We start from the raw sequence: 14,300 nt of genomic DNA, 5'->3' as shown, positions 1-14,300 counted from the left end.
CGCGTTCAGCCTGCCCGTTCGAGCATCGCCTGCAGCAGCACGTTGCAGCCGGCCTCGATGTGCTCGGGCTTGGCGTCCTCGATCTCGTTGTGGCTGATGCCGTCCTTGCAGGGGATGAAGATCATGCCGGCGGGGGCCAGGCGGGCCATGTAGACGGCGTCGTGACCGGCACCTGACACCGCGGGCATGTTGCTGTAGCCCAGCGCGTCGGCGGCCTTTTGCACGGCGGCGATGCAGTCGGGGTGGAAGGGCTGGGCAGGGTAGGCGCTGACCGGCGTGATCTCGATGGGCAGGCCACTTTCGGCGCTTAACTTCGCAGCGACCGCGCGGATGTCCGCGTCCATCGCGTCGCACAGCTCGTCCGTCGAATTGCGCAGGTCGATGCTGAACTTCACGCGGCCCGGGATGACGTTGCGGCTGTTGGGGTGCACCTGCACCATGCCGACCGTGCCGCGGCCGTGCGGTGGGTGGCGGTGGGCGCAGGCGACGACCTCCTGCATCAGCTTCGTCGCCACCTGCAGCGCGTCACGGCGCAATGCCATCGGCGTGGGGCCGGCGTGGGCCTCCATGCCGGTGACGACGCAGTCGTACCAGCGGATGCCCAGCACGCCGGTCACGACACCGATGGTCTTGTCGTGATCCTCCAGCACCGGGCCCTGCTCGATGTGCGTCTCAAAGTAGGCGCCGATGGGGTGGTCGCCGGGCACCTGCTCGCCGATGTAGCCGATGCGCTCCAACTCGCCCTTGACCGTCTTGCCTTCGGTGTCGGTCGCCGCGTAGGCATGCTCCAGCGTGAAGGCCTTGGCGAACACGCCCGAGCCCATCATGACGGGCACGAAGCGCGAGCCCTCTTCGTTGGTCCAGAAGGCCACCTCGATGGGCGCCTCGGTTTCAATGCCGTGGTCGTTCAGCGTGCGCACGACCTCGATGCCCGCCAGCACGCCGTAGTTGCCATCGAACTTGCCACCGGTGGGTTGGGTGTCGATGTGGCTGCCGGTCATGATCGGCGGCAGGCTGTTGTTGCGGCCCGGCCGGCGCATGAAGCCGTTGCCGATCTTGTCGATCGTCACCGCCATGCCGGCCTCGCGCGCCCAGCGGGTGACGAGATCGCGGCCCTGCTTGTCGAGGTCGGTCAGGGTCAGGCGGCAGACGCCGCCCTTGTCGGTGGCGCCGATCCGGGCCAGCTCCATCAGCGAGTCCCACAGGCGCTGGCCGTTGATGCGGAGGTTTGAAGGGTTCATGGTGGCTTTGCTTTTATCGAGCGACGGCGGTCGGCTGCAGGTCGGCGGCGCGCTTGATGGCCGCATCGAACTGCGGCCCGAACGGCGGGCGCTTGAGGTAACGGCCTTGGCCGGCTTCTGCGCGCAGCTCGCCGCGGGCGAACACGATGCGGCCTTGCGCGATCGTGTGGCTGGGAATGCCGCGCACGGTGCGGCCCTCGAAGATGTTGAAGTCGTTCTTCGAGAACTGCGTCTTGGCCGACAGCGTCTTGATGCCGGCCGGGTCCCACAGCACGAGGTCGGCGTCCGCACCCTCGGCGATCACCCCCTTGCGCGGGTACATGTTGAAGAGCTTGGCCGCGTTGGCGGATGTGATGGCGACGAACTCGCTGGGCGTGAGGCGCCCGGAGTTCACGCCGGCATCCCACAGCACCGCCATGCGCTCCTCGACGCCGCCGCAGCCGTTGGGGATCTTGGCGAAGTTGTTCTTGCCGGCGGCCTTCTGCGACGCACAGAAGGTGCAGTGGTCGGTGGCCGTTGTGTGCAGCTGTCCGCTCTGCAGGCCGCGCCACAGGAACTCCTGGTGGATCTTGGGGCGGAATGGCGGGCTCATCACATAGGCGGCGGCGGTGGCGAAGTCGGGGTCGCGGTAGACGCTGTCGTCGATAAGCAGATGGCCCGCCAGTACCTCGCCGTAGACCCGCTGGCCACGGGCCCGCGCGCGGGCGATGGCCTCGGCGCTTTCGATGCAGCTCACGTGCACGATGTAGATGGGCACGCCCAGCACGTCGGCAATCGCGATGGCGCGGTTGGCGGCCTCGCCCTCCACCATCGGCGGGCGGCTCATCGGGTGGCCCTCGGGGCCGGTGATGCCCATCTTGGCGACCTCGGCCTGCAGCAGGTAGACCAGCTCGCCGTTCTCGGCGTGCACGGTTGGCATAGCACCGAGTTCGAGCGAACGCTTGAAGCTGTTCACCAGCGTCTCGTCGTCGCACATGATGGCGTTCTTGTAGGCCATGAAGTGCTTGAAGCTGTTCACGCCTTCTTCGCGCACGAGCGTCCCCATGTCGTCGCTGACGCTCTGGTCCCACCAGGTCACCGCCACGTGGAAGGCGTAGTCGCTGGCCGCCTTCTCGGCCCAGCCGCGCCAGGTGCGGTAGGCGTCCATCAGCGGCTGCTGCGGGTTGGGGATGACGAAGTCGATGATGCTCGTCGTGCCGCCGGCCAGTGCGGCGGCGGTGCCGGTGAAGAAGTTGTCCTGCGTGACCGTGCCCATGAAAGGCAGCTGCATGTGCGTGTGCGGGTCGATGCCGCCGGGCAGTAGGTACTGGCCGGTGCCGTCGAGCGTCGTCGCCCCGGCGGGCGCCTCGCGCACGGCGCGCTCGCCCAGGGCGGCGACACGGCCGTCGACACAGAGGACGTCCTGGCGGTTTTCGGCGTCGGCATTGACGACCGTGGCGCCCCGGATCAACAGTGAACTCATCGCGAACCTCCGCGTGGCATGGAGAAGTAATAGACCGCGCCCGACACCGCCAGGCTGAAGAACCAGCCGAAGTCGAACAGCGTGACGAGGGCCGGTGCGACCGAGGCTTTGTCCAGCACGCCCGACACCACCAGGTAGCCCGGCAGGCAGGGCAGCACGCCCAGCGCCAGGGCCAGCAGGGCGCGGCCGTTCCAGCCGCTGCTGTACTCGTAGGCGCCCCCGCGGCGGTAGAGGTCGTCGCTGTTCAGCTCGGTGCGGCGGATCAGGTAGTAGTCGGTCAGCAGGATGCCGGCGATGGCGCCCAGCAGCGTGCCGTAACCGCCCAGCCAGGTGAACAGGTAGCCGCCGGACGTGGCCAGCAGCTTCCAGGGCATGAAGAGCAGCCCGATGACCGCCGCGATCAGCCCGCCCATGCGGAAGCTGATCTTGCTCGGCGCGAGTTGCGAGAAGTCGTAGCTCGGCGACACGAGGTTGGCCGCGACGTTGGTGGTCAGGTTGGCCAGCAGGATGACCAGCAGGCCCAGGCCGGCGGCCACCGGGCCCATCTTGGCCAGCAGCGCGTCGGGGAAGAGCTCGGCCTTGCCGTACAGGATGGCGCTGGCCGAGAAGCCGATGACGCCGACCATGGAGAACAGCGCCATCGGCACGGGCAGGCCGAGCGCCTGGCCGACGGTCTGGTCACGCTGCGTGCGGGCGAAGCGCGTGAAGTCGGGGATGTTCAGCGCCAGCGTCGCCCAGAAGCCCACCAGGCCGGTCAGCGCCGCCCAGAACTTGGGGCCGCCTGGCACCTCCTTGGCGGGCAGGCCGAAGAGCTGGGCGCTGGGCACCATCATCACCAGTGCCACGACGAGTGCGATGGACGCGCCGATCATCAGCGGTGCTGCAATCACTTCCAGCAGCCGGATGGACTCCGTGCCCTTCCAGATGAAGATGATGTGCAGCGCCCAGAAGGCGATGAAGCAGGCGAGCTGCGAGTTGCTGATGGTCTCGCCCGGCGCGGGGGCAGCCAGGCCCAGGCCCAGCACGTTCAGAAAGCTGTGCAGCGCCAGCGCGCCGAAGTAGCAGTTGATGGAGAACCAGCCGCAGGCCACCAGCCCGCGAAGCACGGCCGGCAGGCTGGCGCCCTTCACGCCGAAGGACGCGCGGGCCAGCACGGGGAAGGGAATGCCGTGCTTGGGTCCGACCCGGCCGATGAGGATCATCGGCACCAGCACGATGAGGTTGGCCAACAGCACGAGCCCGACCGCCTGCTGCCAGCTGAAGCCCTGGTCCAGCATGGAGCTGGCCATGGTGTAGGTCGGCACGCACACCACCATGCCCACCCACAGCGCCGCGAAGTCCTGCCAGCGCCACGTTCGCTGAGCAACGGTCGTCGGGATCAGATCGTGGTTGCTCAGCGTGGGGTCGGTCGTCATGTCAGCCCCTCGTCCAACGGGTACGTTGGCCGATCCCCCGAGGGGATGCGGGCCGGCTTGGGGCGGCCCGGCGCTCGGCCCGCAGTTGGTGCGCCAACACGACTTCGTTCATGCCTACTCCTGTCAGGTGTTCTGAGGAAAAGCAAATTGCGGGCCCTTGGGCGTGCTGTCTGGCCAGCGCTGCATGACGGCCTTGTGCTTTGTGTAGAAGCGCACCGCCTCGGGCCCGTAGGCGTGGTGGTCGCCGAACAGGCTGCGCTTCCAGCCGCCGAAGCTGTTGAAGGCCATGGGCACCGGCAGCGGCACGTTGACACCCACCATGCCGACCTGGATGTGGTGCACGAACTCGCGCGCCACATGGCCGTCGCGGGTGAAGATGGCGACGCCGTTGGCGTACTCGTTGGCCTCGATGAGCGAGATGGCTGCGGCCAGGTCGGGCACGCGCACGACGCACAGCACAGGGCCGAAGATCTCCTCGGTGTAGCAGCTCATGTCGGCGCTGACGCCGTCCAGGATGGTGCCGCCGACGAAGAAACCGTTCTCGTGGCCAGGGACCTTGTAGCCGCGGCCATCCACGATCGCCTTCGCGCCCGCGTCGACGCCTTCGCCGATCAGCCGCTCCACACGCTGCTGCGACGCCCGCGTGATCAGCGGGCCCATCTCGGCACCGATCTGGTGGCCTTCGCCGATCTTCAGTGCTTTCACCTTCGGCGCGAGGGCCGCCACGAGCTTGTCGCCCACGTCGCCCACGGCCACGCAGACCGAGATGGCCATGCAGCGCTCGCCGGCCGAACCGTAGGCCGCGCCCATCAGCGCGTCCACGGCGCCGTCTAGGTCGGCGTCGGGCATGACGACCATGTGGTTCTTCGCGCCGCCCAGCGCCTGAACGCGCTTGGCCGAAGCGCTGCCCACCTTGTAGATGTACTCGGCCACCGGCGTGCTGCCGACAAAGCTGACGGCCGCGATGCCGGGGTGGGCCAGGATGGCGTCCACGATGTCCTTGTCACCCTGGATGACGCTGAACACGCCGTCCGGCAGGCCGGCTTCCTTCAGCCACTGCGCCATCAGCAGTGACGACGACGGGTCGCGCTCGCTGGGCTTGAGGATGAAAGCGTTGCCGCAGCCGATGGCGATGGGATACATCCACATGGGCACCATGGCGGGGAAGTTGAACGGCGTGATGCCGGCCACCACGCCCAGCGGCTGGCGCATGCTCCAGGCGTCCATGCCGCGGGCGATTTGCTCGGTGTACTCGCCCTTCAGCAGCTGCGGCATGGCGGTGGCGAACTCCACCACCTCGATGCCCCGCGCCACCTCGCCCAGCGCATCCGGCACGGTCTTGCCGTGCTCGCGCACGATGGCGTCGGCGAGTTGCTCCTTGCGCTCCTGCAGCAGCGTGAGGAACTTGAACAGCACGCGGGCGCGGGCCAGCGGTGGCGTCTGGCTCCAGGCCTTGGCGGCCTGCGTGGCGCTGGCGACGGCGGTGTCCAGGTCGGCCACGCTGCCCAGCAGCAGGCGGCCCTGCACCTGGCCGGTGGCGGGGTTGTGGATGTCTTGCTGGCGCTCGCCGCTGCCGCGCGTGGCAGCGCCGTTGATCCAATGGCCGACCTCGTAGTGACTCATCACTGATCCTTGTGTCACGCGCAGCCGCTGCGCATGGGGTTGTTGGGATGCGTGGTCCAGTTGGCGTAGCTGCCGTCAATGACGCGGCCGGTGCGGGCATCCGTCTCGCCGGGCTGGAGCGCGCGCATCGTGATGGTGCCAGGGACGGGGCAAATGGACACGCACAGGTTGCAGCCCACGCACTCGGCGTCGTTGACGTGAAAGTGGCGCTGGCCGTCCTTGGTTGCCCAGATGGCCTGGTGCGAGGTGTCCTCGCACACCACGTGGCAGCGGCCGCACTGGATGCAGCTGTCCTGGTTGATGACGGCCTTGTCGACGTGGTTGAGGTTGAGCTGGTTCCAGTTCTTGACCGTGGGCACGGCGCGGCCGCGAAAGTCGTCCAGCGACGTGTAGCCCTTTTCGTCCATGAAGTTGGACAGGCCCGAGCACAGGTCCTGCACGATCTTGAAGCCGTAGACCATGGCCGCGGTGCAGACCTGCACGGTGCCGCAGCCCATGGCGATGAACTCGGCTGCGTCGCGCCAGGTGGTGATGCCGCCGATGCCGCTCAGCGGTAGGCCGGCCGTGGCCGCGTCGCGCGCGATCTCGGCCACCATGTTCAGCGCAATGGGCTTGACCGCCGGGCCGCAGTAGCCGCCGTGTGAGCCCAGGCCGTCGGTGGACGGGCTCATGATCATGCGGTCCAGGTCCACGCCCATCACGGAGTTGATGGTGTTGATGAGGCTGACCGCATCGGCACCGCCGGCACGCGCGGCGCGGGCCGGGATGCGCACGTCGGTGATGTTGGGCGTGAGCTTCACGATCACCGGCAGCTTGGCGTGCGTCTTGCACCACTCGGTGATCTGCTGGATGTACTCGGGCACCTGGCCCACGGCCGAGCCCATGCCGCGCTCGCTCATGCCGTGCGGACAGCCGAAGTTCAGCTCCACGCCGTCGGCGCCGGTGTCTGCCACGCGGGAGAGGATGTTGCGCCAGGCCAGCTCGTTGACCGGCACCATCAGGCTCACCACCATCGCGCGGTCCGGGAAGTCGCGCTTCACGCGGGCAATCTCGTCGAGGTTGGTCTGCAGCGGCCGATCGCTGATGAGCTCGATGTTGTTGAAGCCGATGACGCGGCGGTCCTGGCTCCACAGCGTCGCGTAGCGCGGGCCGTTGACGTTGACGACCGGCGGGTCCTCGCCCAGCGTCTTCCAGACGACGCCTCCCCAGCCGGCTTCGAAGGCGCGGCGCACGTTGATCTCCTTGTCGGTCGGGGGCGCGGACGCCAGCCAGAACGGGTTGGGGCTCTTGATGCCGAGGAAGTTGGTGCTCAGGTCAGCCATGGGCGGCCTCCTTGTCGAGATGGCGGGCGCTGGCGTGCTGCAGCGCGTGGTCGATGCTGGCGGCGGCGCGCTTGCCGTGCTCCACGGCTTCCACCGTGAGGTCGCGGCCGCCGGCGCGGCAGTCGCCACCTGCCCACACGCGGGCCAGGCTGGTGCGGCCGTCGGCGTCGGTCTTGAGGCGGCCGCCCTGCAAATCGAGGGCGGCGCCGACGGGGTGGTCGTCGAAGGTCTGGCCGATGGCGCGCAGCACCAGGTCGGCCTCGATGACGAACTGTTCGCCGGTGTCGACGAGCTTGCCGCCTTCCAGCCGGGTCGCCGCAAAGCGCAGTCCGCGCAGCACGCCGCTTTCAGCCTCGACGGCCAGCGGCCGCGCCCAGCACCGGATCGTCACTCCGTGCGTCTGCGCCCAGTGCTGCTCGTGCGTGGAGGCCGACAGGCCCTCCTGCCCGCGGCGGTAGACCATAGTGACGGTTTCAGCACCCAGCAGCTTGCTTTGCACGGCTGCGTCCACGGCCGTCATGCCGCCGCCGATCACGACGACTTTGCGGCCTACCGGTACCTGGGCCGGGTCGCTCTGGCGCAGTTCGGCGATGAAGTCGACCGCGTCGCGCAGACCGGGCAGCTCGGGCTCGGCGATGCCCAGTGCGTTGACGCCCTGCAGGCCCAGACCGACGAAGACCGCGTCGTATTCGGCCAGCAGGCCGTCCAGCGTGATGTCGCGGCCCAATCGACAGTTCAGCCGCGGCGTGATGCCGCCGATGGACAGCAGCCAGTCAATCTCGCGCTGGGCAAAACCGCCGGCGACCTTGTAGGTGGCGAGGCCGTATTCGTTGAGGCCGCCCAGCTTTGGTGCGGCGTCGAACAGCACGACGTCGTGTCCGCGCCACGCCAGGCCATGCGCCGCGGCCAGCCCGGACGGGCCAGCGCCGACGACGGCGACCCGCTTGCCGGTCGGCTGGCCGCGTTCGAACAACGGCCGGGCTCCGGGAGTGGCGAAGTGAGCCTCTACCGCGAAGCGCTGCAGCAGCCCGATCTCCACTGGCTTGCTCTCGTTGGTATTGCGCACGCAGGCCTGTTCGCACAGCACCTCGGTCGGGCAGACGCGGGCGCACAGGCCACCCAGCGGGTTGGCCGTCAGGATGGTCTCGGCCGCGCCGCGCACGTTGTCCTGCGCGATGCGCTGGATGAAGGTGGGCACGTCGATGCCCGTGGGGCAGGCCGTTTGGCAGGGCGCGTCGAAGCAGTAGTAACAGCGCTCGGCTTCGATGAGGGCCTGTGTGCGGGTCAGCGGCGCATGGGCGTCGCCGAAACGGCTCGCATAGTCGTCGGCGGCCAGTCGGCCGGGCTTCAGATCGGCAGTGTCCACGGGCTTCTCCCGAGTGGAAAACGGCCAAACATTACTGCCCCGTAAAAATTGACGTAGACGTAAAAACCCGCAGCAAGCGCTTGGTGCGCAACGTCAGAATCCGGTGCATGACCGTGACTGCTCCCGCGACCCGCACGCCGCGCGCCGCCACCTTGCGCAAGCAGGAGGCCATCCTCGCCGAGGCCGAGCGCCAGTTCGCCCGCTTCGGATTCGAAGGCGTCAGCCTCGACAGCATCGCCGCGGCGCTGGACCTCTCGCGCCAGAACCTGCTCTACCACTGGCCCAGCAAGGAGGATCTGTACCGCGCCGTGCTGGACAGCGTCATGGGCGAGTGGATGGCTAGCATGTCGGCGATTGCCCAGGCCGACGAGCCTGAGGCGGCCATCCAGTCCTATGTGTCGGTCAAGCTGCGCTTCAGCCGCGAGCGGGCCAGCGGCAATGCTGTGTTCACGCGCGAGATCATGGCCGGCGCGCCGCGCTACCAGGATGTGCTCAAGGCCCAGGTCATGCCGCTGCTGCACGCCGACGTGGAGCGCTTCGAGCACTGGGCCGACCAGGGCTTGATCCGCCGCCTGGACTTCACGCACCTGATGTTCTTGATCTGGTCGTCTACCCAGGCCTATGCCGACCTGGGGCCGCAGTTCTCGCTCTACATGGGCAAGCCGGCGCTGGAGGACGAGGACTTCGAGCGCGCCCGCCGGCTGCTGACCGACATCATCTGGCGCAGCCTGCAGATCACGCCGTGATCAGTCGGCGTCGCGCCGCCGCCCCGCCTTGACCTCGCTGCGCCGGGCCTTGCCCTGCAGCCGGCGCTGCTGCGAGCCGTAGGTTGGCTTTGTGGCACGCCGCGCCTTGGGCACATGCGCGGCGGCTTTCACCAGCTGGACGAGGCGGGCCACGGCGTCTGCGCGGTTGCGCTCCAGGCTGCGCGAGTCCTGGGCCTTGATGACGACGACGCCGTCTGCCGTGATGCGCTGGTCCGCCCAGCCCAGCAGCCGTGTCTTCACGCCGTCCGGCAGGCTGGACGCGCGGATGTCGAAGCGCAGGTGAACCGCGTTTGAAACCTTGTTGACGTTCTGGCCGCCGGGGCCGCTGGCGCGGATGGCGTCGAAGACGAGTTCCTCCGGCCGCGGCGTCCAGTTCAGATCAGGCATGGCGCATGGGCACGCGCGGCGCGACGGCGCACATCAGCTCGTAGCCGATGGTGCCGGCGGCCCGGGCCACGTCGTCGATGGGCAGTCGTGAGCCGCGCGGCCCCTCGCCCCACAGCGTCACCTCGCTGCCCCAGCCGCTGGCCGGCAGGTCAGTCAGGTCCACCGCCAGCATGTCCATGGACACGCGGCCAATGGTGCAGCTTCGCCGGCCGTCCACCAGCACCGGCGTGCCGGTGGGCGCGTGGCGCGGGTAGCCGTCGGCATAGCCGCAGGCCACGATGCCGATGCGCATCGGCTGCTCGGCCGTGAAGGCGCTGCCGTAGCCCACCGTGTCACCCGCCTGCAGCTGCTGCACGCCAATGACCTTGGAGCGCAGCGTCATGGCCGGGCGCAGATCCCAGTGGGTGGCGTCGTGTTCGGGGAAGTCCGGCACGCCGCCGTAGACCATGATGCCGGCGCGCACCCAGTCGTGGGCCGTGCGGCCGGCGTGGCGCAGTGTGGCGGCGCTGTTGGCAATCGTGCGCTCGCCGGCCAGGCCGTCGGTGGCCGTGTCATAGGCTGCCAGCTGGTGGGCAATGCCGTCCTGGCCGGCGCGCTGGGCGTCGGCGTCCGAGAAGTGCGTCATCAAGCCGATCTCGTCCACCTGCGGCAGCGCATCCAGCCGCGCATAGGCGGCGCGGAAGGCCGCGGGCGTGAAGCCCAGGCGGTTCATGCCCGAGTTCAGCTTCAGGAACACGCGGTGCGGCTCGTGCGTCTTGTGCATGGCCAGCCAGTCGATCTGCTGCTCGCAGTGCACCGCGTGCCAGAGTTTCAGGCGCGAGCACAGCTCCAGATCGCGCGGCTCGAAAACGCCTTCCAGCAGCAGGATGGGGCCGCGCCAGTCCAGCGCGCGCAGGCGTTCAGCCTCGGCCAGATCCAGCAGCGCGAAGCCGTCGGCGGCGCGCAGCCCCTCGAAGGCCCGCTCGATGCCATGGCCGTAGGCATTGGCCTTCACGACGGCCCAGACCCGGGCGTTGGGCGCCTGCGCGCGGGCGCGGGCCAGGTTGTGGGCGAGGGCGTCGGTGTGGACCAGGGCTTCGATGGGGCGTGGCATGTCGGTGAACGCTGGGCTGCGCGTTGTGCGCTGGCGCCTTCATGGGGCGGCGCGGTGGTTGGCAGCGTCGGGGCATCAAGGAGGCGCGATTCTGCGCCGGCAGGCTTGCACGAAGGCGGCGCAGGCCGCGTGCTATAAACCCGCTCCGCCCGTTGGTCGGCCACAGCTACAAGCATCCGAGACAGTCCTGATCGCGCCCGACGACCGATGAAACGCGGCTTCTACACCATCATGTCGGCGCAGTTCTTCAGCTCGCTGGCTGACAACGCGCTGCTCGTTGCAGCCGTCGAGTTGCTTCGCATGGCCAAGGCCCCCGCCTGGCAGGTGCCAGCGCTGGCGCCCATGTTTGCGCTGTTCTACGTGCTCCTGGCCCCCTTTGTCGGCGCCTTTGCCGATTCGATCCCGAAGGGCCGGGTGATGTTCGTTTCGAACACTGTCAAGGTCGTCGGCTGTCTGATGATGCTGTTTGGTACCCACCCGCTGGCGGCCTACGCCATCGTCGGCCTGGGTGCGGCAGCCTATTCGCCGGCCAAGTACGGCATCCTGACCGAGCTGTTGCCCCCTTCGCAGCTGGTCAAGGGGAACGGCTGGATTGAAGGGCTGACCGTCGCTTCCATCGTGCTCGGCATCCTGTTCGGCGGTCAGTTGATCGGGCAGCGAGTCTCCGGCGCGCTGCTCGGGGTCGACATTCCCTACCTGGACACCGGCATTGATACCGCGCCCGAGGCAGCGATCTGCGTGATCCTGCTGTTCTACGGCATCGCGGCGTCGCTGAACCTGTTCATCCCGCACACTGGCGCACCGCTGCAGCCGATGGCTGGGGTGGTGGCGTTGGTGCGCGATTTCACCAGCTGTAACTCGCGGCTGTGGAACGACAAGCTGGGCCAGATCTCGCTGGGCACGACGACGCTGCTTTGGGGCATCTTTGGCAACCTGCGGCTGATTGTGTTCGCCTGGGCTGCGGTGGCGCTGGGCTACACGACGGCTCAGGCGTCCAACCTCGCCGGTGTTGTCGTCATCGGTTCGGTCATTGGGGCGGTCATCGCCAGCTTCACCTGCCGGCTTGATCGCGCCACAAATGTGATCCCGCTTGCCATCGTCGTCGGCTTTCTGATGATTGGGCTGGTGTTCATCCGCTCGCTGAGCAGTGCGGTCCCCTTCCTCGTCGTGATGGGCGCCATCTGCGGCTTCCTCATCGTGCCGATGAACGCCCTGCTGCAGCATCGTGGCCACACCCTGATGGGTGCAGGCCGCTCAATCGCGGTACAGAACTTCAACGAGCAGGCCTGCATCCTGGGCCTGGGGGCGTTCTACGTCGGCATGACGAAGTTCGGGCTGACCGCTTTTGGCGCGATCACCGTCTTCGGGCTGCTGGTGGCTGCAGTGATGGAGATGATCCGCCGCTGGCACCAGCGCAACCTCGTCCTGCACAAGGACGAGGTCGAGCGCCTGCTGGACCTCGCCCGCAGCGACCACGTCACCACGGTCGACAAGTGAGCGCCGGCGCCGGCGAGGCCGGCGCTTGGTGGGCTACTTCGCGCGGCTCTTGCGGCCGGTGCCCGTGGGCTGGAGCAGGTGCTTGCCTTCCAGCACCATCTCGATGTGCTCGCTCCACGCGCGGGCGATCTTGAAGCAGCCACTGTGGTTGAGGTGGATCTCGTTGTGCCAGTCGCCGCTGATGCCGGTGGAGCCCGGTGCGGCCAGCGCCAGCGGCACGGCGGTCGAGTCGAACACGAACAGGCCGGGGAAGCCTTCCTTGTCGGCCGCCATGCCCTTGAGCAGCTGCGCCAGGTGGAACACCATCAGCCGGCTCACGGCCGCCCAGTCGGCCGCCGGCACGCCGTAGGCCTTCATGGCCGGGTACAGCCAGGGGCCGCTGGCGGCGCCCAGGTCATCGGCGCTTTCGGCGCCGGCCGGGCGCGGCATGGGCACGGCATAGCAGTGCATGAAGACGGGTTTGCCGGCCGACGGGCCCTGGTCGCGCAGGCTCAACAGGTGCTTGACGTTGGCGCGCAGGTACTCGGCATAGGTGGCCCAGCCGGGCTCGGAGAAGTAGCGCGCCACGCCGGCCGACGGCGGCCCCCATTCGGTCTGGCGGCGCATCAGCCGCAGATCCAGCGGGATGGGCGCGCCGGCCGCATCGTGCGCGGGCGTGCGGGCAGCGGCGATCAGGTCGTTGCCGCCCACCGACAGCAGCACGCCGTCCCAGGCCGGGGCGTCGGGGCCGACCAGCAGGCGCACGAAGTCGGGGCTGGACTCCAGGTCCACCATGTGCGCGAGCGCATTGCCGGTGCCCGCGCAGTTCACCGTCATCGCCGTGCCGCGGAACACCAGTTCCTGCAGCAGATTGGCGTGGGCGTTGAGCTTGGCGCGCGAGTTCGAGAACCACGAGTCGCCCTGTGCCAGCAGCTTCCAGCGGAATTGCGTCAGGTCGGGCGGGGTGCGTCCAGCCAGGTCGGCCGGGGTGAAGCAGGCCAGGTGATCCATGAACATGGGCAGGTTCCGGGGCAAGTTGTGGGCCGGCGGCACCCCAGAGGGGAGCTCCGAAGTTCGCGCGATTGGAAGGCCAGCGGCGCAGCGGCCGCCATGCTACAAACCCTCACGCACGGCGGGCAGTAGCATGCGTGGCTTTTCGCAGGGTCGCTGCCGGCCCGCAGCGACGCGTGCAGCGCAAGGGGGTACACATGACCGACAGCGTTTTCGACTTCCAGGCCGTTTCCATCACCGGCGAGCCGGCCGACCTCGCCGCCCAGCGCGGCAAGGTGCTGCTCATCGTCAACACGGCCAGCGAATGCGGCTTCACGCCACAGTTCAAGGGGTTGGAGAAGCTCTGGCAGGACTACGGCCCGCAGGGCCTGGTCATCCTCGGCTTCCCCAGCAACGAGTTCGGCGGCCAGGACCCCGGCAGCAACGACCAGATCGCGAGCTTTTGTGAGCTCAACTACGGCGTCAGCTTCCCCATGATGGCCAAGATCAAGGTCAACGGCAGCGAGGCCCACCCGCTGTGGAAATTCCTGAAGAGCGAGAAGCCCGGCTTCCTGGGCACCGAGGCCATCAAGTGGAACTTCACCAAGTTCCTCGTCGGGCGGGATGGGCAGGTCATCAAGCGCTTTGCGCCCAATGACGCGCCGGACAAGCTGCGCGGGGATATTGAGGCGGCGCTCAAGGGCTGACCCCGGGAGGGGTGGGCATCGCCGACCCTGTGCAGCGGCGTCTGTCCCCCCAACACGTGATGTCTCACGTTGATGGTCTTGACGAACTCTCCGCCGCTCTGTGGGCGGGTGAGGTGGCGCATAAGCTCTATCACGACTGCATCCACATTTCGCTACGCGACGATGAGGGTCATATCGAGGTCAGGGCTTGGTCCGGGCATCCGCCCTCTGTTTCGCTCACTGTTCGCGGCCAGTGGATGGATCTGGGCGAGATCGAGGAGGACCTCGCAACGCACGCTCAGGCAATCGCGCAACGTTTGACGCTGCAGCTTAGGCAGCGTGGTGTCGAGCCAGTGATCCGCCAAGCTCGGTAGGCTGGGGTGAGTTTCAGAACCCCAGCGTTCGGGTTCACGGCGTTCACGCCATGAACCTACCCGCTGGCCGTGGCCTGCGCGTGAGGCCAACACCCAAG

At 68.2% G+C, this 14,300-nt stretch carries 13 protein-coding genes; 4 read left to right on the top strand and 9 right to left on the bottom strand.

Going from position 1 to position 14,300, the window contains the following annotated elements:
- Window positions 1-5: 5 nt before the first annotated feature.
- The 6 genes from ACG0Z3_RS17285 to ACG0Z3_RS17260 all read right to left on the bottom strand — a co-directional run bounded on the left by ACG0Z3_RS17285 (window position 6) and on the right by ACG0Z3_RS17260 (window position 8,429).
- Window positions 6-1,241 carry a Zn-dependent hydrolase gene (locus ACG0Z3_RS17285; protein ID WP_394399696.1) on the bottom strand — a complete coding sequence of 412 codons (1,236 nt, stop codon included), beginning with the start codon at window positions 1,239-1,241 and terminating at the stop codon, window positions 6-8.
- 13 nt (window positions 1,242-1,254) lie between these two features.
- Complete coding sequence (hydA, locus tag ACG0Z3_RS17280) at window positions 1,255-2,703, bottom strand: dihydropyrimidinase (RefSeq protein WP_394399694.1); 1,449 nt, start codon at window positions 2,701-2,703, stop codon at window positions 1,255-1,257.
- A complete protein-coding gene (locus ACG0Z3_RS17275) occupies window positions 2,700-4,118 on the bottom strand; it encodes an NCS1 family nucleobase:cation symporter-1 (protein ID WP_394399692.1) in 1,419 nt (472 codons plus the stop codon). Before ACG0Z3_RS17275 ends, hydA begins: the two co-directional genes overlap by 4 nt.
- A gap of 123 nt (window positions 4,119-4,241) precedes the next feature.
- Window positions 4,242-5,741: a CoA-acylating methylmalonate-semialdehyde dehydrogenase gene (locus ACG0Z3_RS17270; RefSeq protein ID WP_394399690.1), complete on the bottom strand. Its 1,500-nt coding sequence runs from the start codon at window positions 5,739-5,741 to the stop codon at window positions 4,242-4,244.
- 14 nt (window positions 5,742-5,755) lie between these two features.
- The gene (gene preA, locus ACG0Z3_RS17265; protein WP_394399688.1) at window positions 5,756-7,063 is read right to left on the bottom strand and encodes an NAD-dependent dihydropyrimidine dehydrogenase subunit PreA; all 1,308 of its coding nucleotides are present in this window, start codon (window positions 7,061-7,063) and stop codon (window positions 5,756-5,758) included.
- Complete coding sequence (locus ACG0Z3_RS17260; RefSeq protein ID WP_394399686.1) at window positions 7,056-8,429, bottom strand: NAD(P)-dependent oxidoreductase; 1,374 nt, start codon at window positions 8,427-8,429, stop codon at window positions 7,056-7,058. Before ACG0Z3_RS17260 ends, preA begins: the two co-directional genes overlap by 8 nt.
- Window positions 8,430-8,536: 107 nt before the next feature.
- Here ACG0Z3_RS17260 and ACG0Z3_RS17255 point away from each other — a divergent pair, with 107 nt between their 5' ends.
- Window positions 8,537-9,175, top strand: coding sequence for a TetR/AcrR family transcriptional regulator (locus tag ACG0Z3_RS17255; RefSeq protein WP_394399684.1), 639 nt, complete (start codon window positions 8,537-8,539; stop codon window positions 9,173-9,175).
- Here ACG0Z3_RS17255 and arfB read toward each other — a convergent pair whose 3' ends face one another.
- Entirely contained in the window at window positions 9,176-9,583 is a 408-nt protein-coding gene (gene arfB, locus ACG0Z3_RS17250) for an alternative ribosome rescue aminoacyl-tRNA hydrolase ArfB (protein WP_394399682.1), read from the bottom strand.
- Window positions 9,576-10,676 (bottom strand): alanine racemase, encoded by a 1,101-nt coding sequence (alr, locus tag ACG0Z3_RS17245; RefSeq protein WP_394399680.1) that lies wholly within the window; start codon window positions 10,674-10,676, stop codon window positions 9,576-9,578. The genes arfB and alr overlap by 8 nt, the downstream gene beginning before the upstream one ends.
- Before the next feature lie 207 nt (window positions 10,677-10,883).
- Here alr and lplT point away from each other — a divergent pair, with 207 nt between their 5' ends.
- Complete coding sequence (lplT, locus tag ACG0Z3_RS17240; protein WP_394399678.1) at window positions 10,884-12,173, top strand: lysophospholipid transporter LplT; 1,290 nt, start codon at window positions 10,884-10,886, stop codon at window positions 12,171-12,173.
- A 33-nt stretch (window positions 12,174-12,206) separates the two neighbouring features.
- Here lplT and ACG0Z3_RS17235 read toward each other — a convergent pair whose 3' ends face one another.
- Entirely contained in the window at window positions 12,207-13,169 is a 963-nt protein-coding gene (locus ACG0Z3_RS17235) for a hypothetical protein (RefSeq protein ID WP_394399676.1), read from the bottom strand.
- 191 nt (window positions 13,170-13,360) lie between these two features.
- On the opposite strand from ACG0Z3_RS17235, the gene ACG0Z3_RS17230 reads away from it, so the two are divergent.
- Both ACG0Z3_RS17230 and ACG0Z3_RS17225 read left to right on the top strand, forming a co-directional pair.
- The gene (locus ACG0Z3_RS17230) at window positions 13,361-13,849 is read left to right on the top strand and encodes a glutathione peroxidase (RefSeq protein ID WP_394399674.1); all 489 of its coding nucleotides are present in this window, start codon (window positions 13,361-13,363) and stop codon (window positions 13,847-13,849) included.
- 59 nt (window positions 13,850-13,908) lie between these two features.
- Window positions 13,909-14,202 (top strand): hypothetical protein, encoded by a 294-nt coding sequence (locus ACG0Z3_RS17225; protein WP_394399672.1) that lies wholly within the window; start codon window positions 13,909-13,911, stop codon window positions 14,200-14,202.
- Window positions 14,203-14,300 lie beyond the last annotated feature (98 nt).

The sequence above is a fragment of the Pelomonas margarita genome, from assembly GCF_043555875.1.
Classification (GTDB): Bacteria; Pseudomonadota; Gammaproteobacteria; order Burkholderiales; family Burkholderiaceae_C; genus Pelomonas; species Pelomonas margarita.
This window is presented reverse-complemented; position numbering and strand designations above follow the sequence as displayed.

What these genes read in the sequence shown, in the direction of transcription:
- alr (WP_394399680.1), bottom strand. Translation starts at nt 10,676, where the DNA reads ATGCCACGCCCCATCGAAGCCCTGGTCCACACCGACGCCCTCGCCCAC.
- ACG0Z3_RS17255 (WP_394399684.1), top strand. Translation starts at nt 8,537, where the DNA reads ATGACCGTGACTGCTCCCGCGACCCGCACGCCGCGCGCCGCCACCTTG.
- ACG0Z3_RS17225 (WP_394399672.1), top strand. Translation starts at nt 13,909, where the DNA reads ATGTCTCACGTTGATGGTCTTGACGAACTCTCCGCCGCTCTGTGGGCG.
- hydA (WP_394399694.1), bottom strand. Translation starts at nt 2,703, where the DNA reads ATGAGTTCACTGTTGATCCGGGGCGCCACGGTCGTCAATGCCGACGCC.
- ACG0Z3_RS17275 (WP_394399692.1), bottom strand. Translation starts at nt 4,118, where the DNA reads ATGACGACCGACCCCACGCTGAGCAACCACGATCTGATCCCGACGACC.
- ACG0Z3_RS17230 (WP_394399674.1), top strand. Translation starts at nt 13,361, where the DNA reads ATGACCGACAGCGTTTTCGACTTCCAGGCCGTTTCCATCACCGGCGAG.
- arfB (WP_394399682.1), bottom strand. Translation starts at nt 9,583, where the DNA reads ATGCCTGATCTGAACTGGACGCCGCGGCCGGAGGAACTCGTCTTCGAC.
- lplT (WP_394399678.1), top strand. Translation starts at nt 10,884, where the DNA reads ATGAAACGCGGCTTCTACACCATCATGTCGGCGCAGTTCTTCAGCTCG.
- ACG0Z3_RS17285 (WP_394399696.1), bottom strand. Translation starts at nt 1,241, where the DNA reads ATGAACCCTTCAAACCTCCGCATCAACGGCCAGCGCCTGTGGGACTCG.
- preA (WP_394399688.1), bottom strand. Translation starts at nt 7,063, where the DNA reads ATGGCTGACCTGAGCACCAACTTCCTCGGCATCAAGAGCCCCAACCCG.
- ACG0Z3_RS17270 (WP_394399690.1), bottom strand. Translation starts at nt 5,741, where the DNA reads ATGAGTCACTACGAGGTCGGCCATTGGATCAACGGCGCTGCCACGCGC.
- ACG0Z3_RS17235 (WP_394399676.1), bottom strand. Translation starts at nt 13,169, where the DNA reads ATGTTCATGGATCACCTGGCCTGCTTCACCCCGGCCGACCTGGCTGGA.